At 68.9% G+C, this 25,119-nt stretch carries 29 protein-coding genes and 1 tRNA gene; 5 read left to right on the top strand and 25 right to left on the bottom strand.

Annotation, left to right across the window (positions count from 1 at the left end; all coding sequences use genetic code 11):
• The 10 genes from B043_RS0104700 to B043_RS0104655 form a co-directional block, all read right to left on the bottom strand.
• Positions 1 to 771: elongation factor Tu (locus tag B043_RS0104700; protein ID WP_018461120.1), on the bottom strand; the 771-nt coding region annotated here is incomplete at its 3' end.
• A 56-nt stretch (positions 772 to 827) separates the two neighbouring features.
• The gene (fusA, locus tag B043_RS0104695) at positions 828 to 2,903 is read right to left on the bottom strand and encodes an elongation factor G (protein ID WP_016328550.1); all 2,076 of its coding nucleotides are present in this window, start codon (positions 2,901 to 2,903) and stop codon (positions 828 to 830) included.
• Positions 2,904 to 2,905: 2 nt separating this feature from the next.
• Positions 2,906 to 3,376: a 30S ribosomal protein S7 gene (gene rpsG / locus B043_RS0104690; RefSeq protein WP_018461118.1), complete on the bottom strand. Its 471-nt coding sequence runs from the start codon at positions 3,374 to 3,376 to the stop codon at positions 2,906 to 2,908.
• Positions 3,377 to 3,383: 7 nt separating this feature from the next.
• Complete coding sequence (gene rpsL, locus B043_RS0104685; protein ID WP_016328548.1) at positions 3,384 to 3,797, bottom strand: 30S ribosomal protein S12; 414 nt, start codon at positions 3,795 to 3,797, stop codon at positions 3,384 to 3,386.
• A 157-nt stretch (positions 3,798 to 3,954) separates the two neighbouring features.
• The gene (locus tag B043_RS0104680) at positions 3,955 to 5,574 is read right to left on the bottom strand and encodes a PEGA domain-containing protein (RefSeq protein WP_016328547.1); all 1,620 of its coding nucleotides are present in this window, start codon (positions 5,572 to 5,574) and stop codon (positions 3,955 to 3,957) included.
• A gap of 68 nt (positions 5,575 to 5,642) precedes the next feature.
• A complete protein-coding gene (locus B043_RS0104675) occupies positions 5,643 to 6,590 on the bottom strand; it encodes an acetyl-CoA carboxylase carboxyltransferase subunit alpha (protein WP_018461116.1) in 948 nt (315 codons plus the stop codon).
• Positions 6,574 to 7,431, bottom strand: a complete 858-nt coding sequence (accD, locus tag B043_RS0104670; protein WP_016328545.1) for an acetyl-CoA carboxylase, carboxyltransferase subunit beta — start codon at positions 7,429 to 7,431, stop codon at positions 6,574 to 6,576. The genes B043_RS0104675 and accD overlap by 17 nt, the downstream gene beginning before the upstream one ends.
• Positions 7,431 to 7,793, bottom strand: a complete 363-nt coding sequence (locus tag B043_RS0104665; protein WP_018461115.1) for a bactofilin family protein — start codon at positions 7,791 to 7,793, stop codon at positions 7,431 to 7,433. Before B043_RS0104665 ends, accD begins: the two co-directional genes overlap by 1 nt.
• Positions 7,794 to 7,803: 10 nt before the next feature.
• Entirely contained in the window at positions 7,804 to 8,703 is a 900-nt protein-coding gene (locus tag B043_RS0104660; RefSeq protein ID WP_018461114.1) for a M23 family metallopeptidase, read from the bottom strand.
• Positions 8,704 to 8,719: 16 nt separating this feature from the next.
• Complete coding sequence (locus tag B043_RS0104655) at positions 8,720 to 9,991, bottom strand: thymidine phosphorylase (protein ID WP_018461113.1); 1,272 nt, start codon at positions 9,989 to 9,991, stop codon at positions 8,720 to 8,722.
• Between the two features lie 22 nt (positions 9,992 to 10,013).
• On the opposite strand from B043_RS0104655, the gene B043_RS0104650 reads away from it, so the two are divergent.
• Positions 10,014 to 10,382: a Uma2 family endonuclease gene (locus B043_RS0104650; protein ID WP_038036833.1), complete on the top strand. Its 369-nt coding sequence runs from the start codon at positions 10,014 to 10,016 to the stop codon at positions 10,380 to 10,382.
• Here B043_RS0104650 and fba read toward each other — a convergent pair.
• From fba to panC, 3 genes are read right to left on the bottom strand one after another with little or no spacing between them, the layout of a single operon-like run.
• The gene (gene fba / locus B043_RS0104645; protein ID WP_018461111.1) at positions 10,379 to 11,296 is read right to left on the bottom strand and encodes a class II fructose-1,6-bisphosphate aldolase; all 918 of its coding nucleotides are present in this window, start codon (positions 11,294 to 11,296) and stop codon (positions 10,379 to 10,381) included. The two genes, B043_RS0104650 and fba, sit on opposite strands and share 4 nt — an antisense overlap.
• Positions 11,297 to 11,351: 55 nt before the next feature.
• Positions 11,352 to 12,464, bottom strand: a complete 1,113-nt coding sequence (locus B043_RS0104640) for a type IV pilus twitching motility protein PilT (protein WP_016328540.1) — start codon at positions 12,462 to 12,464, stop codon at positions 11,352 to 11,354.
• On the bottom strand, positions 12,461 to 13,291 hold the full coding sequence (gene panC, locus B043_RS0104635) for a pantoate--beta-alanine ligase (RefSeq protein WP_016328539.1): 831 nt from the start codon (positions 13,289 to 13,291) through the stop codon (positions 12,461 to 12,463). The genes B043_RS0104640 and panC overlap by 4 nt, the downstream gene beginning before the upstream one ends.
• Before the next feature lie 21 nt (positions 13,292 to 13,312).
• On the opposite strand from panC, the gene B043_RS0104630 reads away from it, so the two are divergent.
• A complete protein-coding gene (locus tag B043_RS0104630; RefSeq protein WP_016328538.1) occupies positions 13,313 to 13,594 on the top strand; it encodes a hypothetical protein in 282 nt (93 codons plus the stop codon).
• A gap of 3 nt (positions 13,595 to 13,597) precedes the next feature.
• On the opposite strand, the gene rsfS is transcribed toward B043_RS0104630, so the two are convergent.
• The 11 genes from rsfS to B043_RS0104575 form a co-directional block, all read right to left on the bottom strand.
• Complete coding sequence (rsfS, locus tag B043_RS0104625) at positions 13,598 to 13,939, bottom strand: ribosome silencing factor (RefSeq protein WP_018461109.1); 342 nt, start codon at positions 13,937 to 13,939, stop codon at positions 13,598 to 13,600.
• Positions 13,940 to 13,945: 6 nt separating this feature from the next.
• Positions 13,946 to 15,043, bottom strand: a complete 1,098-nt coding sequence (locus B043_RS0104620) for an LCP family protein (protein WP_018461108.1) — start codon at positions 15,041 to 15,043, stop codon at positions 13,946 to 13,948.
• Positions 15,043 to 15,588, bottom strand: coding sequence for a bis(5'-nucleosyl)-tetraphosphatase (symmetrical) YqeK (gene yqeK / locus B043_RS0104615; protein ID WP_018461107.1), 546 nt, complete (start codon positions 15,586 to 15,588; stop codon positions 15,043 to 15,045). Before yqeK ends, B043_RS0104620 begins: the two co-directional genes overlap by 1 nt.
• Positions 15,563 to 16,123, bottom strand: coding sequence for a nicotinate-nucleotide adenylyltransferase (gene nadD / locus B043_RS0104610; RefSeq protein ID WP_018461106.1), 561 nt, complete (start codon positions 16,121 to 16,123; stop codon positions 15,563 to 15,565). Before nadD ends, yqeK begins: the two co-directional genes overlap by 26 nt.
• Positions 16,123 to 17,373, bottom strand: coding sequence for a GTPase ObgE (obgE, locus tag B043_RS0104605; protein WP_016328533.1), 1,251 nt, complete (start codon positions 17,371 to 17,373; stop codon positions 16,123 to 16,125). The genes nadD and obgE overlap by 1 nt, the downstream gene beginning before the upstream one ends.
• Positions 17,374 to 17,631, bottom strand: coding sequence for a 50S ribosomal protein L27 (gene rpmA, locus B043_RS0104600; protein ID WP_016328532.1), 258 nt, complete (start codon positions 17,629 to 17,631; stop codon positions 17,374 to 17,376). It abuts the gene before it with no gap.
• Between the two features lie 3 nt (positions 17,632 to 17,634).
• The gene (gene rplU, locus B043_RS0104595; protein WP_018461105.1) at positions 17,635 to 17,940 is read right to left on the bottom strand and encodes a 50S ribosomal protein L21; all 306 of its coding nucleotides are present in this window, start codon (positions 17,938 to 17,940) and stop codon (positions 17,635 to 17,637) included.
• Between the two features lie 95 nt (positions 17,941 to 18,035).
• Positions 18,036 to 18,111 (bottom strand) — tRNA-Ala (locus B043_RS0104590).
• A gap of 36 nt (positions 18,112 to 18,147) precedes the next feature.
• The gene (secG, locus tag B043_RS0104585; protein ID WP_026234127.1) at positions 18,148 to 18,375 is read right to left on the bottom strand and encodes a preprotein translocase subunit SecG; all 228 of its coding nucleotides are present in this window, start codon (positions 18,373 to 18,375) and stop codon (positions 18,148 to 18,150) included.
• Between the two features lie 21 nt (positions 18,376 to 18,396).
• Complete coding sequence (gene thiI, locus B043_RS0104580) at positions 18,397 to 19,554, bottom strand: tRNA uracil 4-sulfurtransferase ThiI (RefSeq protein ID WP_018461104.1); 1,158 nt, start codon at positions 19,552 to 19,554, stop codon at positions 18,397 to 18,399.
• Complete coding sequence (locus B043_RS0104575) at positions 19,551 to 19,949, bottom strand: NUDIX hydrolase (protein ID WP_018461103.1); 399 nt, start codon at positions 19,947 to 19,949, stop codon at positions 19,551 to 19,553. The genes thiI and B043_RS0104575 overlap by 4 nt, the downstream gene beginning before the upstream one ends.
• Positions 19,950 to 19,971: 22 nt before the next feature.
• On the opposite strand from B043_RS0104575, the gene B043_RS0104570 reads away from it, so the two are divergent.
• The 3 genes from B043_RS0104570 (at position 19,972) to B043_RS0104560 (ending at position 24,212) form a co-directional block, all read left to right on the top strand.
• Complete coding sequence (locus B043_RS0104570; protein WP_018461102.1) at positions 19,972 to 20,895, top strand: threonine/serine dehydratase family protein; 924 nt, start codon at positions 19,972 to 19,974, stop codon at positions 20,893 to 20,895.
• Between the two features lie 22 nt (positions 20,896 to 20,917).
• Positions 20,918 to 22,549, top strand: coding sequence for a formate--tetrahydrofolate ligase (locus tag B043_RS0104565; protein WP_018461101.1), 1,632 nt, complete (start codon positions 20,918 to 20,920; stop codon positions 22,547 to 22,549).
• A gap of 85 nt (positions 22,550 to 22,634) precedes the next feature.
• On the top strand, positions 22,635 to 24,212 hold the full coding sequence (locus B043_RS0104560; protein ID WP_018461100.1) for an HD domain-containing phosphohydrolase: 1,578 nt from the start codon (positions 22,635 to 22,637) through the stop codon (positions 24,210 to 24,212).
• On the opposite strand, the gene B043_RS0104555 is transcribed toward B043_RS0104560, so the two are convergent.
• The gene (locus B043_RS0104555; protein ID WP_018461099.1) at positions 24,209 to 25,090 is read right to left on the bottom strand and encodes an acyltransferase; all 882 of its coding nucleotides are present in this window, start codon (positions 25,088 to 25,090) and stop codon (positions 24,209 to 24,211) included. The genes B043_RS0104560 and B043_RS0104555 overlap by 4 nt on opposite strands.
• Positions 25,091 to 25,119: the final 29 nt, after the last annotated feature.

Here is a 25,119-nt window from a genome sequence, read left to right as displayed (position 1 = left end):
CACAATCTCCACCTCGTCCCCAACCTTCACCTTCCCCCGCTCAATCCGGCCCGTGGCCACCGTCCCACGACCCGTGATCGTAAATACGTCCTCCACCGGCATCAAGAACGGCTTGTCCACGTCCCGCACCGGCGTGGGAATGTACTCGTCAATCGCGTCCAACANCTCCCAAATCCGNTCCACCCACTCGTTCTCCCCACGCTTCGTCTGGGGGTTCTTGTGCATCTGCTCCAGCGCTAAAAGCGCACTCCCACGGATCACCGGAACCTCGTCCCCAGGAAACTCGTACTGGTTCAGAAGGTCCCGCACCTCCATCTCCACCAGGTCCAAAAGCTCCGGGTCGTCCACCATGTCCACCTTGTTCATGAACACCACGATGTACGGCACCCCCACCTGGCGGGCCAACAGAATGTGCTCCCGCGTCTGCGGCATCGGACCGTCCGCCGCCGACACCACCAAAATCGCCCCGTCCATCTGCGCCGCACCCGTGATCATGTTCTTGATGTAGTCCGCGTGACCCGGGCAGTCCACGTGCGAATAGTGCCGCTTCGCCGTCTCGTACTCCACGTGCGCCGTGTTGATCGTAATCCCCCGCGCACGCTCCTCCGGGGCCTTGTCAATCTCCCCGTAGTCCTTCACCTCCACGTTCGGGTTCTCCGCCGCCGCCACAAACGTCAGCGCCGCCGTCAACGTCGTCTTCCCGTGGTCCACGTGCCCAATCGTCCCCACGTTCACGTGAGGCTTCGTGCGGATAAACTCGCCCTTGGCCATCTTCGTTCTCCTTTCAGCAAAGAGGGGTGGACCCCAAAGGGTCCACCCGGATTCCCTCACTGTCCCTTGATGAGCTTCTCCTGCACCTGCTTGGGGACTTCCTGGTAGTGGTCAAAGAACATGACGAAGGAGCCCCGGCCCTGGGTCTTGGAGCGGAGGTCGGTGGCGTAGCCGAACATCTCCGCCAGGGGCACGTAGGCCCGGATCACCTGGGCGTTGCCCCTGGGCTCCATGCCCAGGATCTGGCCGCGCCTGGAGTTCAGGTCCCCGATGACGTCCCCCATGTACTCCTCGGGGGTGGTGACCTCTACCCGCATGATGGGCTCGAGGATGACGGGATCGCCCTTCTGCACCGCCTCCTTGATGGCCATGGAGCCCGCGATCTTGAAGGCCATCTCCGAGGAGTCCACCTCGTGGTAGGAGCCGTCGTAGAGGGTGACCTTCACGTCCACCACGGGGAAGCCGATGAGGGGCCCGGACTGCATGGCCTCCTCAATCCCCTTCTGGACCGCGGGGATGTACTCCTTGGGGATCACCCCGCCCACGATGGCGTTCACGAACTCAAAGCCCGACCCCCGGGGCAGGGGCTCGGCCTTGATCTTCACGTGGCCGTACTGGCCGCGGCCACCGGTCTGGCGGATGAACTTGCCCTCCACGTCCACCGGCTTGGTGATGGTCTCGCGGTAGGCCACCTGGGGCTTGCCCACGTTGGCGTCCACCTTGAACTCCCGCTTGAGCCGGTCCACGATGATCTCCAGGTGGAGCTCGCCCATCCCGGAGATGATGGTCTGGCCGGTCTCGGGGTGGGTGGACACGCGGAAGGTGGGGTCCTCCTCCGCCAGGCGGACCAGGGCCTGGGAGAGCTTGTCCTGGTCGGCCTTGGTCTTGGGCTCGATGGCCACGTCGATGACGGGCTCGGGCACCTCAATGGACTCCAGGACGATCCGGGGGGCGTCCTCGCCCACCAGGGTGTCCCCGGTGATGGTGTCCTTCAGGCCCACCACCGCGCCCAGATCCCCCGCCTTGAGCTCCTCCACCTCCTCCCGGTGGTTGGCGTGCATCCGGAGGAGGCGGGCCACCCGCTCCTTGCGGCCCTTGGTGGTGTTGTAGACGTAGGAACCCGAGGTGATGGTGCCGGAGTAGACCCGGATGAAGGTGAGCCGGCCCACGTAGGGGTCGGCCATGATCTTGAAGGCCAAGGCCGCCAGGGGGCCGTTGGGGTCGGGGTGGATCTCCACCTCCTCCCCTTCGGGGGTGGTGCCCCGGATGGGGGGGATGTCCAGGGGGGAGGGCAGGTAGTCCACCACCGCGTCCAGGAGGAGCTGGACGCCTTTGTTCTTCAGGGCGGACCCGAGGAACACGGGGGTGATCTTGATGTCGATGGTGCCCTTGCGGATGGCGGCCACCAGCTCCTCCTCCGTGGGCTCCTCCCCCTCGAGGTACTTGAGCATGACGTTCTCGTCAAAGTCCGCGGCGGCCTCGATGAGCTTCTCGTGGTACTCCTGGGCCTGCTCGCGGTACTCCTCGGGGATGGGGATCTCCCGGATGTCCGTCCCCAGGTCGTTGCCGTAGGTATAGGCCTTCATCCGGAGGACGTCGATGATGCCGGAGAAGGTGTCCTCCCGGCCGATGGGGAGCTGCATGACCACCGGACGGGCCCCCAGGCGCTCCTGCATGGTGCGGATGACCAGCCAAAGATCGGCCCCCGTCTTGTCCATCTTGTTGGCGAAGGCGATGCGGGGCACCTTGTACTTCTCCGCCTGGCGCCAGACGGTCTCGGACTGGGGCTCCACCCCCTGGCTGGAGTCAAAGACCACGATGGCCCCGTCCAAGACCCGCATGGAGCGCTCCACCTCGATGGTGAAGTCCACGTGGCCCGGGGTGTCGATGATGTTGATGCGGTGGTCCTTCCAGAAGCAGGTGGTCACGGCGGCGGTGATGGTGATGCCCCGCTCCCTTTCCTGCTCCATGAAGTCCATGGTGGCCGCGCCCTCGTGAACCTCCCCGATCTTGTGGATCTTGCCGGTGTAGTAGAGGATGCGCTCGGTGGTGGTGGTCTTGCCGGCGTCGATGTGGGCGGCGATGCCGATGTTGCGGAGCCTTTTTAGGTCGTACTCAACCTTGACCGCCATGGTTACCACCGGTAGTGGGCGTAGGCCCGGTTGGCCTCGGCCATCCGCTCCACGTCTTCCTTCTTCTTCACCGCCCCGCCCTTACCCTCGGCGGCGTCCAGGAGCTCATTGGCCACCCGCACCGCCGCCTGGCGCTCGGGGCGGGCGTTGGCCGCCTGCACCAGCCAGCGCAGGGCCAGGGACTGCTGCCTGCGGGGGGAGACCTCCATGGGCACCTGGTAGTTGGCCCCACCCACCCGGCGGGAACGCACCTCCATCTTGGGCTTCACGTTCTCCACCGCTTGCTTGAAGACCTTCAGGGGCTCCTGCCCGGTCTTCTCCTGGATGATGCGGCAGGCCTCGTAGAAGATGCGGGCCGCCAGGTTCTTCTTGCCGTCCCGCATCAGCTTGTTGATGAAGGCCGAGACCACCACGTCCCCGTAGACCAGGTCGGGTTGGAGCTGGCGTACTTCTGCTCTCCTTCTGCGCGCCATAGTTCACCTACTTCTTCTTGGCCGGAGCCGCGCCCTTGGTCTCCTTAGGCCGCTTGGTCCCGTACTTGGACCGGCTCTTCTTCCGGTCCTTCACCCCCTGGGTGTCGTAGACCCCGCGGACGATGTGGTAGCGCACGCCCGGGAGGTCCTTCACACGGCCCCCGCGGATGAGGACCACGGAGTGCTCCTGGAGGTTGTGCCCCTCGCCGGGGATGTAGGCGGTGACCTCGTACCCGGAGGTGAGGCGGACCTTGGCCACCTTCCGGAGAGCGGAGTTGGGCTTCTTGGGGGTCACGGTGCGCACCACCGTGCACACCCCCCGGCGGAAGGGCGAACCCTTCAAGGCCGGCACCTTGCTCTTCTTCTGGACCTTCTCGCGGCCCTTTCGGACTAACTGGTTGATCGTCGGCAGTGCCACCACTCCCTTCTTCTTGGACTTGCCCCCGTGTTCTCAAGATCCACCCGGGGAAGACCCTCCCCGAAACAGCCCGCATAGGGCCCCGCCCTCAGGGCCAGGGGCTGGCCCTGAGGGCTCTCAACTTCCCTAGTGTAAGGGGCTGGGGCCCTTTTGGCAAGGGCTAGAGGGGCCTGAGCTCCAGCCTGAGGACCTGGTTGCCGAGGATCTGGACGGTCTGCACCAGGGTGCGGTAGCCGGGGGCCACCAGGGTGAGCTCGTAGGTCCCGGGGGGCACCTGGAGGCGGAGGTACCCGCCCTGGGCCCGGCCCACCTCCTCCCCGTTCAGGAAGACCCGGGCCTCGGCGTTAAGGTAGAGCTCCAGGGTGGCCTGGAGGGGGAGGAGGTCGGCGGAGAGGCGCAGGGTCTCCCCGGGGCGGACCTCGAGGCGGGCCTGGTAGGCCGCGTACCCCGGGGCCTGGAGGAGGAGCTCATAGGAGCCCGCCCGGAGGCTTAAGCGGAGAGGGGTGCGGCCCACAAGGCGGCCATCCAGGTACACCTCCGCCCCCTGGGGCCTGGAGTCCAGCTCTAAGGTGCCGGTCTGGAGGGGGCGGAGCTGGGCGCTTAGGCGGGTTTCCCGGCCCCTTTCCACGCGCACCTGGGCGGTGTAGGGCTCGTAGCCGGGGCTCCTAAGCTCCACCCGGTAGGTGCCCTCGGGAAGGGTGAGGCGCAAGGGGGTGCGGCCCTGGAGGCGGCCCTCCAGGTAGACCTCCGCCCCGGAAGGGGTGGACTCCAGGAGGAGGGTGCCCGTGCGCGGCTCGGGGGTGAGGCGGGCCTCGAGGCGGGCCGTCTCCCCGGCCCGCACCTGGACCGTGGCCCGGTAGGGCTCGTACCCCGAAAGGCGGAGCTCCACGCTGTAGCGCCCCTCGGGGAGGGTGAGGTCCAAAGGCGTCCTACCCCTGAGGCTCCCATCCAGGTACACCTCGGCCCCCGAGGGGGTGGAGCGCAAGAGCAGGACCCCGGTCCGGGGCAGGGGGACCAGCTGGGCCAGGATCTGGACCCGCTCCCCGGGGCCCGGGTTCACCGTGGCCCTGTAGGGCTGGTACCCGCTCAAGCGGAACTCCACCTCGTGGCGGCCCGGGTTCACGGCAAGGGTGAGGGGGGTGCGGCCCTGGAGGCGGCCGTCCAGGTAGACCTCCGCCCCTTGGGGCCTGGAGTCCAGGACCAAGGTGGCCGTGGCCGGGGTGGGGAGGCGGCCCACGAAGTAGCGGGCCACGTCCGTGACCCAGTCCCGGTCGGGCAGGGGCTCAATCACGATGGAAAGGGCCCGGGCCAGCCCCTCCGCCCCCTGGACCCGGACCCGGTTCCCCTCCACGTCCAGGATCTCCCCCAGGGAGAGGGGGCGCTTGCTGGCCACCGCCAGGATGCGGTCCTCCCCCTCGGGGCCGGTGACGGTGTAGCGGTAGCGGCCCCCTTCCGGGGGGAAGCGCCGGGTCTCCCCCGCCCTCAGGAAGTTGTTCCGCTCGTAGGCGTTGGGGAGGATGGGGTCAATGCGCCCGTCGGCGTTGATGTTGAAGAGGTACACGTAGGCGTCCTGGTTGACGTTCACATAGACGTAGATGGGGTCCCCGATGCGGTAGACCGCCTGGCCGGTCTTCCCCGGGTCCTTGTCCACCCAGACCTTCACCTGAAGGTCCGTGGGCACGGGGTTTACGATGATGCCCTGGGGGGAGATCTGCTGGCCCAGGGCCAGGCCGAGGAGCACGGCCAGCGAGCCAAGGCCCTTCTTTAGGAGTTTCCACATGGCGTCCACCTCCACCCTCAAGGTAAAGGGCGGATGTGAAAATCCTGAGGGAAAACGCCCAAGGGGCCTTAATCCTGGAAGGCCCCCAGGCGGCGGAAGCGGCGGTAGCGGTCCTGGTAAAGGGCCTCGGGGGAAAGCCCCTTAAGCTCCTCCAGGGTCTGCAAAAGGGCCTCCTTGATGTTCCGGATGGCCCCCTCGGGGTCCTTGTGGGCCCCCCCCTCGGGCTCGGGGACGATGGCGTCCACCACCCCCTGGGCCAGGAGGTCCTTGGCGGTGAGCTTCAGGGCCTCGGCGGCTTTGGGGGCCTCCTTGGCGTCCCGCCAGAGGATGGCCGCGCAGGACTCGGGGCTGATCACGGAGTACCAGGCGTTTTCCAGGATGAGGACCCGGTTGGCCACCCCGATGGCCAAGGCCCCCCCGCTTCCCCCCTCCCCCAGGATCACCGCCACCGCGGGCACCCTTAAGCGCCCCATGCGCTGGATGCTCTGGGCGATGACCCAGGCCTGGCCCCGCTCCTCCGCGGAGACCCCGGGGTAGGCCCCGGGGGTGTCGATGAAGGCCAAAAAGGGGTAGCCGAAGCGGTCCGCCAGGTCCATGAGGCGCATGGCCTTGCGGTAGCCCTCGGGGTGGGGCATGCCGAAGTTGCGCTTCAGGTTCTCCTTGGTGTCCCGGCCCTTCTGGTGGCCGGCCACCACCACCTTCTGCCCCTCGAGGTAGGCGAGCCCCCCCACGATGGCGGGGTCGTCGGCGAAGGCCCGGTCCCCGTGGAGCTCCAGGAAGCCGGTGAAGGCCTTCTCCAGGACGTCCAGGGTGGTGGGGCGGCCGGGGGCCCGGGCCAGCTGGACCCGCTGCCAGGGGGTGAGGTTCTGGTAGGTCTCCTGCTTGAGGCGGGCGAGCCTTTCCTCCAGGAGGCGGATCTCGGCCTCGAGGTCCACCCCCGTGGTCTTGGCCGTCTCCTTCAGCTCGGCGATGCGCTTTTCCAGCTCCAGGATGGGCTTTTCAAACTCCAGGGGCATAGGGGACTCCCGGGTGGAGGTGGCGCAGGACCTGGACCAGCTCGGCCTTAAGCCGCCTGCGGTCCGTGACCCGGTCCACCATCCCGTGCTTTAGGAGGAACTCCGCGCGCTGGAAGCCCTCGGGGAGCTCCTGCCTTATGGTCTGCTTGATGACCCTGGGCCCGGCGAAGCCGATCAAGGCCCCGGGCTCGGCGAAGATCACGTCGGCTAGGGCCGCGAAGCTGGCGGTGACGCCCCCGGTGGTGGGGTCGGTGAGGACGGAAACGTAGGGGAGGCGCTTGGCCGCGAGGAGGTCCAGGCTCATCACCGTCTTGGCCATCTGCATGAGGGAGAGGGCGGCCTCCTGCATCCGGGCCCCCCCGGAGGCGGCCACGATGACCAAAGCCCGCCCCTCCTCCGCCGCCCGCTCCACGCCCCTGGCGATCTCCTCCCCCACCACGCTCCCCATGGACCCCCCGGCGAAGGCGTAGTCCATCACCAGGAGCACCGCGGGCACCCCCCCGATGGTGCAGGTGCCCCCCAGGATGGCGTCCTTGCGGCCGGTCTCCTCCTGGTAGGCCCTGAGCCTTTCCCGGTAGGGCTTGGTGTCCACGAAGCCCAAGGGGTCTAAGGGGCTTAGGCGGGTGGTCTCCTGGAAGGTGCCGGCATCGGCCAGCATGGCCACCCTTTCCTGGGCGGGCATGCGGTGGTGGTGGCCGCACTTGGGGCAGACCAGGAGGTTTTCCCGGAACTCCTTCTTGTAAAGCTGGGCCCCGCAGGCCTCGCACTTGGTCCAGAGCTCGGGGACGTCCCGGCTCTCCCCTTGGGGCTTCCTCCGGCGGAAAAAGCGCTCCAGGGCCATCAGGCCTCCTTGGGGGCCTCGAGAGCCCGGGTCTCCCCGGCCAGGCTTTGGCCGATGAAGACCGCCCCCGCCTCCACGTCCAGGGCCTGGGCCCGGACGGTGCCGGTGAAGCGGGCGGTCTTGCCCAAGGAGACCTTCTGGGCCAGGAGGTCCGCCTTCACCTCCCCGTGGACCTGGACCGCCTGGGCCTCTACCCTTTCCCCCTCTATGCGGCCCGTGCGCCCCACCTCCAGCTCCCCCTCCACGTAGACCGAGCCCTTCACCAGGCCGTCTATGCGCACCGGGCCCTTGGCCCTAAGGTCGCCCAGGACCTCGGTTTCCGGCCCCAGGTAGGTGAGCACCCCTTGCTTCCTGCCCAGCATGCGCCCCATTTTACCGGTCCGCCGAAAGGCCCCAAAGGAAAGGCCGGGGGTCCAGGGGGGTCCCGTGGCGGTACACGCTGTAGTGGAGGTGAGGGCCGGTGGAGCGGCCCGTGGAGCCCACGTAGCCGAGAAGCTGCCCCCTTTCCACCCGCTCCCCCGGGCGGACGGCCACCCGGGAGAGGTGGCCGTAGAGGGTCTGGTAGCCCTCCGCGTGGTCCAGGAGGACGGCGAGGCCGTAGGCCCCCATCCAGCCCACCCGGGCCACCACCCCCGCCCCCGTGGCCCGCACGGGGGCGCCGTAGGGGGCGGAGAAGTCCAGGCCGTCGTGGAACTCCACCCCCCGCCCGAAGGGGTTCCTCCGCATCCCAAAGTAGGAGGTCACGCCCCCATACCCCGAAAGGGGAAGGCCCAGGGGAAGGCTCCGTTCCACCTCCAGGGTCCTCTCCAGGGCGGGGGCCACCTCGGAAAGCTGGGCCTTCAGGTCCAGGACCTCCGCCCTAAGCCCGGTCCAGTCCAGGGGAACCCCGCCCCCCTTGGGGCCTTCCTGGTAGCGCACGGGGGTGGCGTTCAAGGGGGAAAGCCCCGCCCGGCGGCGGAGCTCTTCCAGGGCCTTTTTGAGCTCCTCCAGGTCCTTCTTGGTCCGCTTCGCCTCCTCCAACAGGGCCCCCTTCTCCGCCCGTTCGGCCTCCAGGGCCAGGCTGAGGCGCCGGGCCTCCTGGGCCAGGGTGCGCACCTCCCTCTCCAGGGCCCAGACCGCCTGGCTCCGGTGCCACAGGTAGAGGTTGGCCCCGCTCCAGAGGAGGAGGAAGCCCAAAAGGAGCAGGAGGGCCCAGCCCGGCAGGACCAGGGTGCGGCTTTCCCCCCCGCTTCGCGCCAGGAGGAGGGTGTAGCGCAAAGGCCGCCTTTTCATCCCCGGGGAGTATACCCTAAAGGACCTCGAGGACTAAGGGCATGGGGCTCGCCTCCTCCCCCAGGCGGAAGGCCCGGCGCAGGTGGGAAAGGGCCTCCTCCAGGCCCCGGCCCCGGTGGTAGACCAGGGCCAAAGGCTCCCCCCGTTCCGCCCGCTCCCCGGGCTTCTTTAAAAGCTCCACCCCCACCCCGTGGTCGATGGCCTCCCCCTTCTTCCGCCTGCCGCCCCCAAGGGCCAAGACGGCCAGGCCCACCTCCAGGGCGTCCACCTCCTGGACCAGGCCGGCCTCCTCCGCCAGGAAGGGCTCCACCTCCGCCAGCGGCAGGAGGGCGGGGTCCTCCACCACCCGGGGGTTTCCCCCTTGGGCCTCGAGGAAGGCGCGGAACTTATCCAAAGCGGCCCCGCCCTCCAGGGCCTTCCGGGCCAGGCCGGGGTCCAGGCCCTCGAGGCGTAGGGCCTCCTCCGCCAGGCGCAGGGCCACCTCCAAAAGGTCCCGGGGGCCTTCCCCCTTTAGGGCGGCGATGGCCTCCCGCACCTCCAGGGCGTTCCCCACCGCCCGGCCCAGGGGAGCCTCCATGGAGGTGAGGACCGCCCGCACCCGCCTGCCCGCCCCCTGGCCGATCGCCACCATGGTCCGGGCGAGAAGGCGGGCCTCCTCCAGGGTCTTCATGAAAGCCCCCCGGCCCACCTTCACGTCCAGGACGATGCTCCTGGCCCCGGCGGCGAGCTTCTTGCTCATGATGGAGCTGGCGATCAGGGGGAGGCTTTCCACCGTGGCGGTGACGTCCCTTAGGGCGTAGAGCTTCCCGTCCAAAGGGGCCAGGTCGGCGCTTTGGGCGGCGATGACCAGGCCCACCCGCTGGGCCCGCTCCAAAAACTCCCCTTCCGTCATCTCCCCCCGCCAGCCGGGGACGGACTCCAGCTTGTCGATGGTCCCCCCGGTGTGGGCCAGGCCCCGGCCGGACATCTTGGCGAAGGTGCACCCGGAGGCGGCCAGGATGGGCCCCACCACCAGGGTGGTCTTGTCCCCCACGCCCCCCGAGGAGTGCTTGTCCACGGGGTGGGGGAGGTGGGAAAGGTCCAGGGTTCGCCCCGAGCGGGCCATGACCTCCGTGAGCCATTGGGTCTCCTCCGGGGAAAGCCCCCGGAAGTAGACGGCCATGAGCCAGGCGGAAACCTGGTAGTCGGGGACCTCCTCCTTGAGGTAGCCCAGGAGGAAGGCCTCCAGGTCTTCCCGCCGGTGGGGTAGCCCTTCCCGCTTTTCCCGGATGAAGAGGACGGGGTTCATGGCCCCATGCTACGCCAGGGGCATGGCCACCCGGTACCGCTTCGGCCTCGAGGCCTACGAGAGGCTTTGCCGGGGCGTACCCCACGTGGAGCTCATCCGGGGGGAGGTGTACCAGATGGGCCCCATGGGACCCAAACCCGCCGTTGCCGTGGCCCGCCTGGTCCAGCGGTTCGCGGAAGAACTTGGGGAAAAGGCGGTGATCTGGCCGCAGAACCCCATCCGCAGCCTGGACCACGACCTGAACACCAAGCTCCCCCTCTACGCGGAAGCGGGGATCCCTGAGGTCTGGATCCTGGACCTGGGAAGGGGGCGGCCCCACCTCTTCCGGAACCCCCGGGCGGGGGTGTACACGGAGCCCCAGGCCTTCCCCGGGGTGCGGATTGAAGTCTAGGCCTTCCCCACGGAGCCGAAAAGCTCCATGCGGCTCTTCACCACCTCCTTCACCGCCTCCCGGGCCGGCCCCAGGTACTTCCTCGGGTCAAACTCCTTGGGGGCCTTGTTCAGGGTCTCCCGGATGAGGGCGGTGAAGGCCAGGCGCAGGTCGGTGTCGGTGTTGATCTTGGCGATCCCTAGGGCGATGGCCTTCTTGATGTCCTCGGGGTGGATGCCCGTGGCCTCCCCGATCTCCCCCCCAGCGGCCCGGAAGCGCTCTACGAGCTCCGGCGGCACGGCGCTCGCCCCGTGGAGGACCAAGGGGGCGGGGACCAAGGCGGCGATGCGCTCCAGCCGGGGGTGGTCAATGAAGGGCCTCCCCTTCCCCTTGTAGGCCCCGTGGCTGGTGCCGATGGCCACCGCCAGGTAGTCCGCCCCCGTTTCCTCCATGAAGCGCTTCGCCTCCTCGGGGTTGGTGAGGAGGGCGTCCTTCTCGTCCACGGCCACGTGTTCCTCAATCCCCGCAAGCCGCCCAAGCTCCGCCTCCACCGTGACCCCCACCGCGTGGGCCGCCTCCACCACCCGCCGGGTCTCCCGCACGTTGGTGGCGAAATCCTCGTGGGACTTGTCGATCATCACGCTGGTGAAGCCCGCCCGCAGGGCCTTCAGGACGGACTCGTAGCTGGAGCCGTGGTCCAGGTGCACGGCCACCGGCACCCGGGCCTCCTTGGCCAGCTCCACCGCCAGGAGGGTGAGGGCCCGTCCCCCGTACTTCATGGCCCCCTCGGAGAGGGCCACCATCACCGGGCTCCTCGTCTCCTCCGCGGCCTCGAGGACCGCCTGGAGGAACTCCATGTTGTTCACGTTGAAGGCCCCCACCCCGTAGCCCTCGGCCCGCGCCTTCTTCAGGATCTCCAGCCCCGTAACCAACATAAGAGCCTCCCGGGAGGATTATACCGGGAGGCTTATGGAAGCTATGGAAAAGCCCTCAGTAGGCCTGCCCCGTGGCCTTGGTGAGGAGGAGCTTGAACTCGTGGGGGCTGGTGGCCGCGGAGAGGGCGTCCTCCATGGAGATGAGCCCCTCTTTGTAAAGCTCCACCAGGTGCTGGTCAAAGGTGCGCATGCCGTGGAGGCCCCCCTCCATCATGGCCTCCTTGATCCCTGGGGTCTTGTCCTCGTCCTTGATGAGCTCCCGCACATACGGGGTGGCGATGAGGATCTCCAGGGCCAAAACCCGCCCCGCCCCGTCCGCCCGGGGCAGGAGCCTTTGGGAGAGGATGCCGAGGAGGGACTCCGCCAGGAGGATGCGCACCTGCTGGTGCTCGTGCAGGGGGAAGAACTCGATGACGCGGTTGATGGTGCGCCAGGCGTCCAGGGTGTGCAGGGTGGAGAGGACCAGGTGGCCGGTCTGGGCGGCCATGAGGGCCGCCTCCACCGTCTCCTTGTCCCGCATCTCCCCGATGAGGATCACGTCCGGGTCCTGGCGCATGGCGTACTTCACGCCGGAGTAAAAGCTGTCCGTGTCCAGGCCCACCTCGCGCTGCACCACCAGGCTCTTCTTGTGCTTGTGGAGGAACTCAATGGGGTCCTCGATGGTGACGATGTTCTTGGCGTAGTGCAGGTTGATGTGGTCGATGATGGCCGCCAGGGTGGTGCTCTTCCCGCTTCCCGTGGGGCCTGTCACCAGGATGAGCCCCCGCTCCTTGGCCGCAAGCCCCTCCAGGACGTCCCTGGGAAGGCCCAAGGCCTCAAAGCTGGGGATGACCTCCGAGACCACCCGCATGACGAGCCCAAAGCTCCCCCGCTGCCTTAAGAGGTTGCAGCGGAAGCGGGCCACCCCGGGGATGGTGTAGGCGAAGTCCATCTCCTTGCGGTACTCCAGCTCCTCCTGCTGCTCCGGGGTGAGGAGGGCCCGGACGATGGCCTCGGTGTCCTTGGGGGTAAGGGGGCGGTTGCCAAAGGGGCGGAGCTTCCCGTCCACCCGGATCACGGGGGGCGCCCCCGCCTGCAGGTGGATGTCCGAGGCCCGGGCCTGGACCATGGCCTTGAACATCTCCACCAGGCTTCCCTTCCCTTCCTGACCGGCGTAGGCCTCGCTCATGGGTAGACCTCCAGGTTGTCTATGAGGCGAGCCTCAGGGAAACGCCCGGCCACGATCCCCCTAGCCCCCGGGACGAAGCGGCTTAGGGGAAGGAGGGTCTCGGGGTGGACGATGGCCAGGTAGTCCTTCTTGAACTCGGGGACCTCCTTTAGCACCGCCTCCCCCCGCTCCAGGGCCTCCCCCACCCCAAGGCCCTCCCGGGCCGCCTCCCGCATGGCGAGCAGGGCCCGGTAGAGGACCGTGGCCTTCTTGCGGGTTTCCGGGGAGAGGTAGACGTTCCGGCTGGAAAGGGCGAGCCCGTCCTCCTCCCGCACCGTGGGCACGCCCACCACCTCCAGGGGAAACCCCAGGTCCCGCACCATCTTGCGGATCACCAGAAGCTGCTGGTAGTCCTTCTCCCCGAAGTAGGCCCTATCGGGGCCCACCAGGAGGAAGAGCCGGGCCACCACCGTGGCCACCCCCTGGAAGTGGCCGGGCCGCACCTCCCCTTCCCAAAGGGCGGTGAGGGGGCCCTCCACCTGCACCCGGGTGGAGAAGCCCTTGGGGTACATCTCCTCCACGCTGGGGGCGAAGAGGAGGTCCACCCCCGCCTCCTCCAAAAGGGCCCGGTCCCGCTCCAGGTCCCGCGGGTAGCGGTGGAAGTCCTCCCCGGGGCCAAACTGCAGGGGGTTTACGAAGATGGACACCGCCACGAAGGGGTTTTCCGCCCGGGCCCTTTCCACCAAGGCCAGGTGGCCCCGGTGGAGGTAGCCCATGGTGGGGACAAACCCAACCCCACCCCGGGGCAGGTGGGCGCGGAGCTCGGCCACCCTGGTCGCGATCCTCACGGTGCCCAGTATACTTTCCCCGTGGGGAAGAAAAAGCGCGAGGAAAAGCTGAAGCGCAAGGCCCTGGAGGAGTGGGAGAAGAGGCGGCCCAAAACCTTCCGGGAGGCCCTCAAGTACTTCCCCGGGGTCTTCCTGCGCACCAGCCTGGTCATGATGGGGGCGGTGGCCCTCATCCTCCTCTTGGCGGCCTTTGGGCTCCCTTGGGCCCAGAGCTTCTGGTTCCAGCTCCTGGTGTACCTAGGGTTCTACCTGGCCTTCCAGCGGTTCATCATGGGGCCCTTGGCCCCTCCAAGGGTTAAATAGAGCCTAGAGGCGGGCCGCGTCGGCCCAGAAGCCCTCGAGGTCGTAGAACTCCCGGGCCTCCCGGGTCATGAGGTGGACCACCACCTCCCCGTAGTCCAGGACCACCCAGCGGGGGCTCTGGCCCTCCGTGGGCCGGGGGCGGAGGTGTTCCTCCTCCAGCTTCTCCACCAGGTGGCGCTCCAGGGCCTGAAGGTGGGGCGTGCTGGTGGCCGTGGCCAGGACGAAGTAGTCCAGGCTCTGGGAAACCGCCCTCAGGTCCAGGGCCACCACGTTCTGCGCCTTTTTTTCCAGAAGAAGGTCCTTTACCTGCTGCACCAGGGCCGTAGCCTCCTTAGGCTTCACCATCTAGCCCTATGGTAGCAGATCCGGCCCCAGCTCCACCACCACCCCCTCCACGGGCAGGTGGGGGGCGAGGAGGGGCAGGTGGAAGAGGTCGGCGAAGTAGGCCCCGGCCACGGGGTCTTGGGTGTAGAGGGCGCTTCTCGCCACGGGGGCTTCCTCCCAGGTGGGGTTTAGGCCCAAGGCGGAAAGCCAGGCCCGGGCCCAGGCCAGCGCCGGGCCCTCCCCCTTGAGGTGGACGGGCACCTCTGGGGGCTCCAGGGGGAGCGTGGTGCCGAAGAAGGGGGAGAGGAAGGCCGCCTTCCTCTCCTCGTCCACGTAGAGGAAGGTCCCGGGGCCTTCGCGGGTGGGCAGGGTGGCCAAGGAGAGCTTGAGGCCCCGCACCGCGGGGAGCTGGGCCAAGGCCTCCTCCAGGGTGAGGTCCGTGTCCAGCTCCCGCCAGACCTCCCTCAGGGCCAGGGAGAGGGCGGGCCAGGTGGCGGGGTTCTGGGCCCTCTTCAAGACCTGGGCCAGGACCCCCTTGATGCGGTCCAAGCGGGCGTAATCCCCCAGGGCGTCGTGCCGGAAACGCATGTAGGCCACGGCCTCCGCCCCTCTAAGGTAGTGGCGGCCCGGCTCCAGGTGGATGAAGAGCTTGGCCGCCCGGTCCTCGTAGTGCATGGGCCTCTCCACCACCACCTCCACCCCCCCCACCGCGTCCACCACCTTGGCCACGCTGTCTAAGGTGAGGATGAGGTGGCGCTCCGCCACCATCCCCACCGCCTCCTCCACCGCCCTTTTCAAGAGCTCCGCCCCGCCCCGGCCGTAGGCGGCGTTGATCTTCCCCCCCACGAGGGGGCTATAGAGGTCCCGGGGGATGGCCACGGCCCTCACCTCCTCCCCCAGAAGGCGCACGTAGAAGATGGTGTCCGTGCGGCTTCCGGGGCCGCAAGGGGTGTGGTAGCCGCAGTACTCGATGTCCCGGGCGGCCACCACCAGGCCCATCTCCGGCAAAGCCCCCGCGCGGCTAGGCCGGACCGCCGCTTCCCCTTGCGGCCGGGGCAGGGAAAGAACCCCCCCCAGGAGGAAGAGGGCGAGGGCCAGGAGGAGGAAGGAAAGGCGGGGGCGCATCAGAGGCGCTGGTAGACCTCGAGGGTCTTGGGGTGGACGGGAACCCCCTTGGCCTTCAGGTACTCCACCTTGCTCCGCACCGCCCGGCGGTAGGCCTCGAGGAGGTTCCCCTCCAGGGCCAGGGCGCGGATCTCCCCGTTCACCCCCCGGCCGGGCTCGGAGACGTCGGCCACGTAGAGGGCCATGCCGATGCCGTTTTCCGGATCCACGCCGAAGACGTGCCCCTCTATGGCCTCCAGCACCGCCCCGTCCTCCACCCCCCAGGCCTCCGCCAGCCGGCGGGCCGCCCGGCCGTGGAGGGCAAGGGGATGGGCCTCCTCCACCGGGTTTTCCGGGGGGGCGAGGCGGAGGAGCTCCGCCTCGGGGAGATCTCTGGCCGCGTCGTGGAGCAGCCCGGCCAGGTAGGCCCTCTCCCCGTCCAGGCCGTTTTGCTCCGCGATGCTCCGGGCCAGCTCGGCCACCCGCTGGATGTGGGCCCAGCGCTCGGGGCGCACCAGGGCCCGCACCTTCTCCGAAAGGCTAGCGGTAGAAACCGTTCCGCTCAAGGTACACCTCCACGGGCCGGGGCACCCAGTAGCGCACCGAGCGCCCCTCCTTTATGCGCCTGCGGATCTCCGTGCTGGAGATGCCCACCTCCGGCACCCACAAGGGGATCACGGGGGCGAAAAGGGCCTCTAAGGGGTAGCCCGGCCGGGCCACGGCCACCAGGGTGGCGTAGTCCGCAAGCCTTTCCCCCTCCTTCCAGGTGGGGAGGTCGCGGTAGGCGTCCGCCCCGGTGATGAAGAAAAGCTCCGCCCCTGGAAAGAGGGCCCTGGCCTCCCTCAGGGTGTCCACGGTGTAGCTCGGGCCCGGGCGGGCGAGCTCCAGCCTCGAGGCGCTGAAGCGCTCGTCCTCCGCCGTGGCCAGGAGGACCATCTCGTAGCGGGCCTCCGGGGGGGCGATGGGGGTCTTGTGGGGCGGGCGGGCGGCCACCACGAAGAGGACCCGGTCCAGCCCCAAGGCCTCCGCGGCCTCGCTGGCCGCCAGGAGGTGGCCGATGTGGATGGGGTCAAAGCTTCCCCCAAAGAGCCCAATCCGCACTAAACCCCCTCCGGGATGTACTCAAACTCCAGCCCCCCGATGCGCACCGTGTCCCCCGCCCGGGCCCCCTTGGCCCGGAGGGCCGCCTCCACCCCGTGCCGCCGGAAGACCTCCTGCAGGTAGCCCGCGGCCTCCTGGAGGTCCCCCTTGATGCGCGAGAGGTAACGCTCCAGCTCGGGGGCGCGCACCTCGTAGACCCCCTCCTCCAGGGCCACCACCTCCAGGGGAGCCACCTCTTGTCGTGGAGGGGCAGGCTTGGGCAGCTCCGGGGGCGGGGTGGCCTCCACCAGGGCGAGGAGGGTTTCCTTAAGGAGGGGAAGCCCCTCCCCGGTGAGGGCGCTCACCGGCAGGACGGGGAGGCCCTCTTCCTGGAGGGCCCGCACCTTTTCCGCCACCTCCTCTGGGGAGAGGAGGTCCACCTTGTTCAGGGCCACCAGGCTGGGCCGGAGGAGAAGGCCCCGGTCGTAGGCCCCCACCTCCCGCCTTAAGGTCCTAAGGGTCTCCAAGGGGTTTTCCGTGGCGTCCAGCACGTAGAGGAGGACCCGGGTGCGGGCGATGTGGCGCAGGAACTCCAGCCCCAGCCCCCTCCCCTGGCTTGCTCCCTCGATGATCCCCGGGATGTCCGCCAGGGTGAACCGCTTCTCCCCCACCTCCACCACCCCCAGGTTGGGGCTCAAGGTGGTGAAGGGATAGGGAGCGATCTTGGGGTGGGCCCGGGTGGTGGCGGCGAGGAGGCTGCTTTTCCCCGCGTTGGGGTAGCCCACCAGGCCCACGTCGGCGATGAGGAGGAGCTCTAACCGGAGGCGCCGCCTCTCCCCTTCCTCCCCCGCCTCCGCAAACCGGGGGGCCTGGCGGGTGGGGGTGACGAAGTGGGCGTTCCCCCGCCCTCCGGCCCCGCCCCGGGCCACCAGGACGGTCTCCCCTTCCTCCAGGAGGTCCGCCAGGAGCTCCCCGGTGTCCGCGTCAAACACCCGGGTGCCCCGGGGCACCTCGATATAGAGGTCCCGCCCCGCGCGGCCGTGGCGGCCGCTTCCCTGGCCGTGCTCCCCGTCCTCCGCCTTGTAGGTGCGCTTGGAAAGCTCCGCCAGGGAGTCCACGCCCCCCCGGGCCCGGAGGTAGACCGACCCCCCCCGGCCCCCGTCCCCCCCGTCCGGGCCGCCCTTGGGGACGAACTTCTCCCGGCGGAAGGAGACGGCACCGTCGCCGCCCTTACCAGCGGCGACGGTGATCAGGAGGACGTCTTGGAACATCTAGGCCAAGGGGCGCACGTGCACGTACCGGCCGAGCCGCCCCTTATCCTGGAACTCCACCACCCCATCCACCAGGGCGAAGAGGGTGAAGTCCCGGCCCATGCCCACGTTCTTCCCCGGCTTGAACCGGGTGCCCCGCTGGCGGACGAGGATGTTCCCCGCCCGCACCACCTGGCCGCCGTAGCGCTTCACCCCGAGGCGCTTGGCCTGGGAGTCGCGGCCGTTTTTGGTAGACCCTAGACCCTTTTTATGCGCCATGGCTTACCCCTGGATCTCCTTCACGAGGAGCTCGGTGTAGGGCTGGCGGTGCCCCCGCTTGCGGCGGTAGTTCACCTTGGCCTTAAACTTGGAGATCACCACCTTCCTGCCCTTGCCGTGGCCGAGGACCTCGGCCACCACCTTGGCCCCCTCCACGAAGGGAGCCCCCACGGCGGTCCTCTCGCCCCCCAAGAGGAGGACGGGGAGCTCCACCGTGGCGCCGGGCTCGAGGTCCAGCTTCTCCACCTTGAGCCTTACGCCCGGTTCCACCCGGTACTGTTTCCCACCCGTCTTGACGATCGCGAACATGCCCTTTCCTCCCGGGCCCCCGGCCCTACCAGAGCTCCACTATACCGGAAGAAGGGGGCCCCTTCAAGCCGAAGCCCCCCTTGCGGGGGGCTTTTTGGTGGAGCCGAGGGGATTCGAACCCCTGACCTCCTCAATGCCATTGAGGCGCGCTCCCAACTGCGCCACGGCCCCAGGCAACGCCTATGGTACCGGGGCCCCCGCTTCTTGTCAACGGGGCCAGAGCCCCAGGAGGAGGGCCAGGGCGGCGAAGACCGCGCCCAGGACCACCGTGAGCCGGTAAAGCCCCCCCGTGACCCCGCGGGCGGAGAAGAGGTCGGTAGAAGCGCCCATGAGGTCGCCCGCGCCCTGCTTGGGCTCCTGAATGAGCACCAGGTAGACGAGAAGGCCGGCCACGCCGAGGAAAAGGAGGATGACCAGGGTGTAGAGCACGTCCATGCCCCCCATTGTACACCCCCCCTAGGGCCAGGCGTAGTCCAGGCGCTCCCGCCCCGAAAGGGCCTTGGCCAGGAGTTCCTCCACGGGAAGCCCCTCCTCGGCCTTTTTCACCACGGAAAGCCGGGCCCGGGTCACGGGGTGCTCGGGGACGAAGAGGCTACAGCAGTCCTCGTCGGGCTGGATGGAGATCTCGTAGGTCCCCAGGGCCCGGGCCAGGGCCACGATCTCCGCCTTGTCCAGGCCGATGAGGGGGCGGAAGACGGGAAGGCGCACGGCCTCGTTCACCGCGTGGAGGTTCTCCAGGGTCTGGGAGGCCACCTGGCCCAGGCTGTCCCCCGTGACCAGGGCCAAGGCCCCCTCCTCCTCCGCGATCCGTTCCGCCAGGCGGAGCATGAAGCGGCGGTAGAGGACCACCCGGTAGTCCTTGGGGGCGTTGAGGACGATGGCCTCCTGGACCTCCCCGAAGGGCACCAGGTAGAGCCTGGCCCGGTGCTGGTAGGGCAGGAGGTGCGCCACCAGGGCCTTGGCCTTCTCCCGCCCCAGGCCCTCCAGGAGGGGGTAGGGGTGGAAGTGGACGAAGACCACCTCTGCTCCCCGGCGCATGAGGCGGTGGGCGGCCACGGGGGAGTCTATGCCCCCGGAGAGGAGGGCCACCACCCGGCCCGCGCTCCCCGGGGGGAAACCCCCAGGGCCAGGGTAGGCCTCCCCCTCCAGGAGAACCCTCCCCGGCAGGATCCGCACCACGAACTCCCGCTCGGCCCCCTTAAGCCGCACGGGGGCCCCCGTCCTTTCCTGGATGAAGGCCCCTAGGAGGCGCTCGATCTCGGGGGAGGTGAGGGGGAAGGTCTTGTCCGTGCGCTTGGCCGTCACCCGGAAGGAAGAGGGGGGGCGCTCCAAAAGGGGGAGGAGGGCTTTTTTTACCGCCTCGAGGTCCTGTGGGGTCTCCACCACCCGGGCAAAGCGCTCCACCCCCAGGGTCTTCCCCAGGCGTCCTTGGGCCTCCGGCCAGGCCTCTTCCGGAAAGGCCAGGAGGACCGCCAGGCCGAAGTCCCTCTCCCACCGCACCCCAAGGCCCTTAAGGGCCCGGGCCAGGTGGTCCTTGGTGCGCCTTAGGTAGGCCTTGCGGTTCTGGCCCTTTAGGGCGAGCTCGTGGAAGAACTGGATCCAGACCTTGATCATTGGGCCTCCAGGTAGAGCCGGCTGCAAAGAGAGCCCATGCGGGCGGCGGGCCAGAGGTCCTCGGGGGCGCCCCAGACGAGCTCGGTGTAGTAGGTGCGGCCGGGCTTGGGCTCGGGAAGCCGGGGCTCGGAAAGGAGCCTTCCCTCGTAGACCCAAAGCTCCAGGGTGTACCCGGGGCGCGCCTCCACCCCGTGCCCCTTGGGGCCTAGGACCTCCACCTCCGCCAAGAGCTTCTCCCGGGCCACCCTCCTTGCGCCCTCCTCGGGGTCCTCCCCCGGCTCCAGGCGCACCGCAGGGAGGCCCAAGGCCCCGGGGAACTCGGGGTCATGGAGGGGACGCCGGACCAAAAGGAGCTTTCCATCCTTCCAGGCGGCGAGGGCCACCGCGCGTCGCATCGCTCCATCGTACCATGGGGCCATGCTGGGCCTACAGGAGATCCGGGAGGCCGCCCGGCGCATCGCCCCCTACGTCCATAAAACCCCCCTCCTCACCTCCAAAAGCCTGGACGCCCTTCTGGGGAAGACCCTCCTCTTCAAGGGGGAGCACCTGCAGAAGACGGGGAGCTTCAAGGCCCGGGGGGCGCTTTCCAAAGCCCTCACCCTAAAAGGGGCCAAGGGGCTTCTGGCGGTCTCCAGCGGGAACCACGCCCAGGGGGTGGCCTACGCCGCCCGGGTCCTGGGGGTGCCCGCCTTGGTGGTCATGCCCGAGGAGGCGAGCCCGTTTAAGAAGGCGGCCACGCGGGCCCTGGGGGCGGAGGTGGTGGACCGGGGGGTCACGCCGGAGAACCGGGAGGAGGTGGCCCGGGCCCTCCTGGAGGAGACGGGCTACGCCTTCATCCACCCCTTTGACGACCCCCTGGTCATGGCCGGGCAGGGCACGGCGGGGCTGGAGCTTTTGGCCCAGGCGGAGGGCCTCGAGGCGGTCCTCGCCCCCGTGGGCGGAGGGGGGCTCCTTGCGGGGCTTGCCACCGCGGTGAAGGCCCTGGCCCCAAAGGTCCGGGTCTATGGGGTGGAGCCCGAGGGGGCGGACGACGCCAAGAAGAGCCTGGAGCGGGGGGAGATCGTAAGGCTTAAAGAGGCCCCCAGGACCCGGGCGGACGGGGTCAGGACCCTAAGCCTGGGGCAAAACACCTTCCCGGTGCTCCGGGCGCGGGTGGACGGGATCCTCACGGTGAGCGAGGAGGCCATCCTCGAGGCCGAGCGCCTCCTCTTCACCCGGCTCAAGCAGGTGGTGGAGCCCACCGGGGCCCTGGCGCTGGCGGCGGTCTTGGAGCACGGGAAGGCCCTACCCCACCGGCTGGCCCTCCTCCTTTCCGGGGGGAACCGGGACTTCTCTCCCTAGACCCTAGGGGTATGCTTCCCCTGTGATCGTCAAGGAACGGCTCTTACCCATAGAAGAGGTGGCGGCCAAGCTGGGGCTGGAAAAGGAACGGCTTTACCTCTACGGCCCCCACATGGCCAAGGTCCTGGGGGACCCCCCCAAGGCCAAGGGGCGGCTCATCCTGGTCACGGCCATCACCCCCACCCCCGCCGGGGAGGGCAAGACCACCACCGCCATCGGCCTGGTGGACGCCCTCTGGCGGCTGGGCAAGCGGGCGGCCCTGGCCCTGAGGGAGCCCTCCTTGGGGCCGGTCTTCGGGGTCAAGGGGGGGGCCACGGGTGGGGGGAAGGCCCGGGTGGAGCCCCGGCACGAGATCAACCTCCACTTCACCGGGGACTTCCACGCGGTGACCAGCGCGGTGAACCTCCTGAACGCCCTCCTGGACAACCACCTGCACCAGGGGAACGAGCTCGGCCTGGACCCCCGGCGCATAGAGCTCAAGCGGGCCATAGACATGAACGACCGCGCCCTGCGGCGCATCGTCCTGGGCCTCGGGGGGAAGGCCCACGGGGTGCCCCGGGAGGGGGGGTTTGAGCTCACCGTGGCCAGCGAGGTCATGGCCCTCATGAGCCTGGCCCAGGACTTCAAGGACCTTAAAGCCCGGTTGGGCCGGATCCGGGTGGGGTTCACCTGGGGCGGCAAGCCCGTCTTCGCCCAGGACCTGGGGGCGGTGGGGGCCATGGCTGCCCTCCTCCACCAGGCCTTCTTCCCCAACCTGGTCCAGACCGCGGAGGGGAACCCGGCCTTCGTCCACATGGGCCCCTTCGGCAACATCGCCCACGGGACCAACTCCGTGCGGGCAAGCCGCATGGCCCTGGGCCTGGCGGACTACGTGGTCCAGGAGGCGGGCTTCGCCACCGATTTGGGGATGGAGAAGTTCATGAACGTGGTGGCCCGCACCGCAGGCCTGGTCCCGGAGGCGGTGGTCCTGGTGGCCACCCTAAGGGCCCTCCGCTACCACGGGGGCCAGGACGCCTACGAGATGCCCGACCCCAAGGCGGTGGAAAGGGGCCTGGCCAACCTGGAGAAGCACGTGGAGAACGTGGAGCTTTTCGGGTACCGGCCGGTCATCGCCCTAAACCGCTTCCCCACGGACGCGGAGGAGGAGGTGGCCCTGGTGCAGGGCTTCGCCGAGGAGCGGGGCCTCCTCTTCGCCCAAAGCGAGGTCTACGCCCGGGGCGGGGAGGGGGGGGTGGAGCTGGCGGAAAAGGTCCTGGAGGCCCTAGCAAGCCCCCACGCCTACCGGCCCCTCTACCCGCTGGACTGGCCCCTGGAGGCCAAGATCGAGGCCGTCGCCAAGGCGGTCTACGGGGCGGAAGGGGTGGCCTACACCGAGGAGGCCCGCCGGGCCCTGAAGGCCGCGGAGAAGGAGGGGTGCCAGGGCCTCCCCGTGGTGATGGCCAAGGCCGCCACCTCCCTTTCCGACAACCCCAAGCTCCGGGGCCGGCCCAAGGGCTTCACCGTCACCGTCACCGACCTCCGCTGCCGCCTGGGGGCGGGGTTCGTGGTGGTCTACATGGGGGGCATAGAAACCCTCCCCGGCCTTCCCAAGGTGCCCCAGGCCCTGGGGATTGACGTGGACGAGGGGGGCAACATCCGGGGCATGGACTACTAAGCTTGGAAAGGACTCCAGGCTGTCCCCACGGGGGACGTTGAACAAACCCGGGGGGAAGCCTGGGGCCTCCCGTAGAATGGGGGGGATGTCCCTCGATGTCCTAGAGCTCCAACGCCTAAGGACCCTGGTCCAGGCTTGGCGGCTCCTCGCCCCCCTAAAGACCGCCCGGGAGGTCTACGAGGCCGTGGTGGACACCGCCAAACGGCAGACCCGGGCCACCTCCGTCCTCCTCTTCCTTCACCGCCCGGAAGAGGGCGTTTTGGAGCTGGTGGCCGCCCGGGGCCTGAGCCGGGATAAGGTGGGCTTCCGCCTCCCCAAAGGCCAGGGCATCTCCTGGACGGTCATGGAGAAGGGGGAGCCCCTCTTCATCCCCGACGTGAGCCAGGACCCCCGGGTGGTCTTCCTCTCGGGAAAGCGGCAAAAGGGGGCCTACATGGGCGTGCCCCTTCGCACCCCGGAAGGGGTCATCGGGGTCCTCAGCCTGGACACCGCAGGGGGACCGGGGGAGCTTTTCCCCGAGGAAACCTTCTGGATCCAGGCCCTGGCCGAGGCCGCGGGGGTGGTCCTCTCCCGGCTTAAGGCCCTGGAGGAGGCCAGGGAGGAGGCCCGCCGCTCGGAACGCCTCCTGAAGCTCGCCCTGAACCTGGAAAGCGCCAAGGACCCCCTCTCCATGGCCCAGGAGGCCCTGGAAACCCTCCTGGAGCTCACCCCTTACCACGGGGGGGCCCTGTACCTTTTCCAGGCCGGCACGGTGCGGCCTGCGGTCTTCGCGGGCACCTACCCCCCGGGCTTCCCCCGGCTTTACGAGGAACACCCCATCCGCTTCGGGGAAGGCCTCCTTGGGCACCCGAGGCTCTGGGAGGGTCCAGTCTACGTGGAGGACTACGCCCGTTTTCCCGGCGCGCTCAAGCCCTACGCGGAAGCCGGCCTCCGCTCCGCCCTCCTAGTCCCCCTGGCCCCCGAGGGGCGGCGCTATGGGGTCTTAGCCCTTGGGAGCTTCCACACCCCCGTGCCCTATCGCCAGGAGGACGAGACCCTCTTGAAAATCGTGGCCCACGCCCTAGAAGAGGCCCTGGAGCGGCTTTTCCAGCTCCGCCGCCTCCAGGCCACCCAGGAGGCGGCCCTCAAGGCCCTGGCCCAGGTGCTGGAGTACCGGGACCTGGAGACCCGGGGGCACACCGAAAGGGTGGCGGAGCTTTCCCTAAGGCTGGGAAAGGCCCTGGGGTTTCCCGACCTGGAAGGCCTTCGCCTGGGGGCCTACTTCCACGACCTCGGGAAGCTGGCCCTACCCGACGAGATCCTGAGGAAGCCCGCGGCCCTTTCCACCGGGGAGTGGAAGGTGGTGAAGACCCACCCCGAGGTGGGGGCGGAGATCCTGAAAAACCTCTCCTTCCTCCCCAAGACCGCCCTCAACGTGGTCCTCCACCACCACGAGCGCTGGGACGGCTCGGGCTACCCCAAGGGGCTTAAAGGGGAGGAGATCCCTTTGGAAGCCCGGATCTTCGCGGTGGTGGACGTGTGGGACGCCCTCCTTTCCCAGAGGCCCTACAAAAAGCCCTGGCCCATAGAGGAGGCCCGGAAGGAGCTTCAGGCCCAGGCGGGGAAGGGGCTGGACCCCAAGGTGGTGGCGGCCTTCCTCCGGCTTCTGGAGGAAGGGCCTTAGGCCTCCCGGGTGCCGAAGCCCGGGGGGAGGAAGTCGGGGTAGTCGGGGTTGCCCTTGCGGTCTGGGAGCCTAGGGACGAGGTCCGAGGGGTGGGGCTCGCCCCTTCGGCAGTAGGGGCAGTCCTGCCGCACCTTGTAGCGCACCGGGCGGGCGGGGATGCCCAGGGCGATGGCGTGGGGGGGGATGTCCTTGGTGACGATGGCCCCGGTGCCCACCATGGCGTCGTCCCCGATGCGCACCCCCGCCAGCACCGTGGCGTGGTAGGTGATGCGCACCCCGCTCCCGATGACGGTCTCCTTCAGGGTCACGTCGGGGGAGGCCAGAACGTGGTGGGTGTGGCTGTAGACGTTCACGTAATCGGAAAGGGAGGTGCGGTCCCCGATCTTGATCCCGCCGATGTCGTCCAGGAGCACGTACCGGTGGACCACCACGTCGTCGCCGAGCTCCAGGTTGTACCCCACGGAGAACTCCACGTTCTGGAAGAACTTGGGGTTCTTCCCCACCCGCTTGAAGATGAAGGGGGCCAGGGCCCGCCTTATGGCCACCCCCGAGTGCACGGACTGGCCGATGGGGGTGAGGTCCAAGACCTTCCAGAACCAGAGGAGGGGCTTCACCTTCCGGAACTTCTCCGGGTCCGTGGCCGCGTAGTACTCCGCCTCAAAGGTGATGCCCTCGGGGTCCAGGCCCAGGGCCAGGAGGGGGCTCGTCTCCAGGAGCTCTTCATAGGGCCTGGCGTAAAGGAGCCGGGCCAGCTCCTCCCGCACCAGGGCGTTCCGGTCCACGCTGGGATCGGAAAGCCTTTCCACCAGGCTTCCGATGAAGCGGTCCAGGGCCTTCTCGTGGAGGGGCAGGATGGCCTTCGGCAGGAGCCAGGGCATAGTAGGGATATCCTACTACCCCCCAAAAG

The organism is Thermus oshimai DSM 12092, assembly GCF_000373145.1.
Classification (GTDB): domain Bacteria; phylum Deinococcota; class Deinococci; order Deinococcales; family Thermaceae; genus Thermus; species Thermus oshimai.
This window is presented reverse-complemented; position numbering and strand designations above follow the sequence as displayed.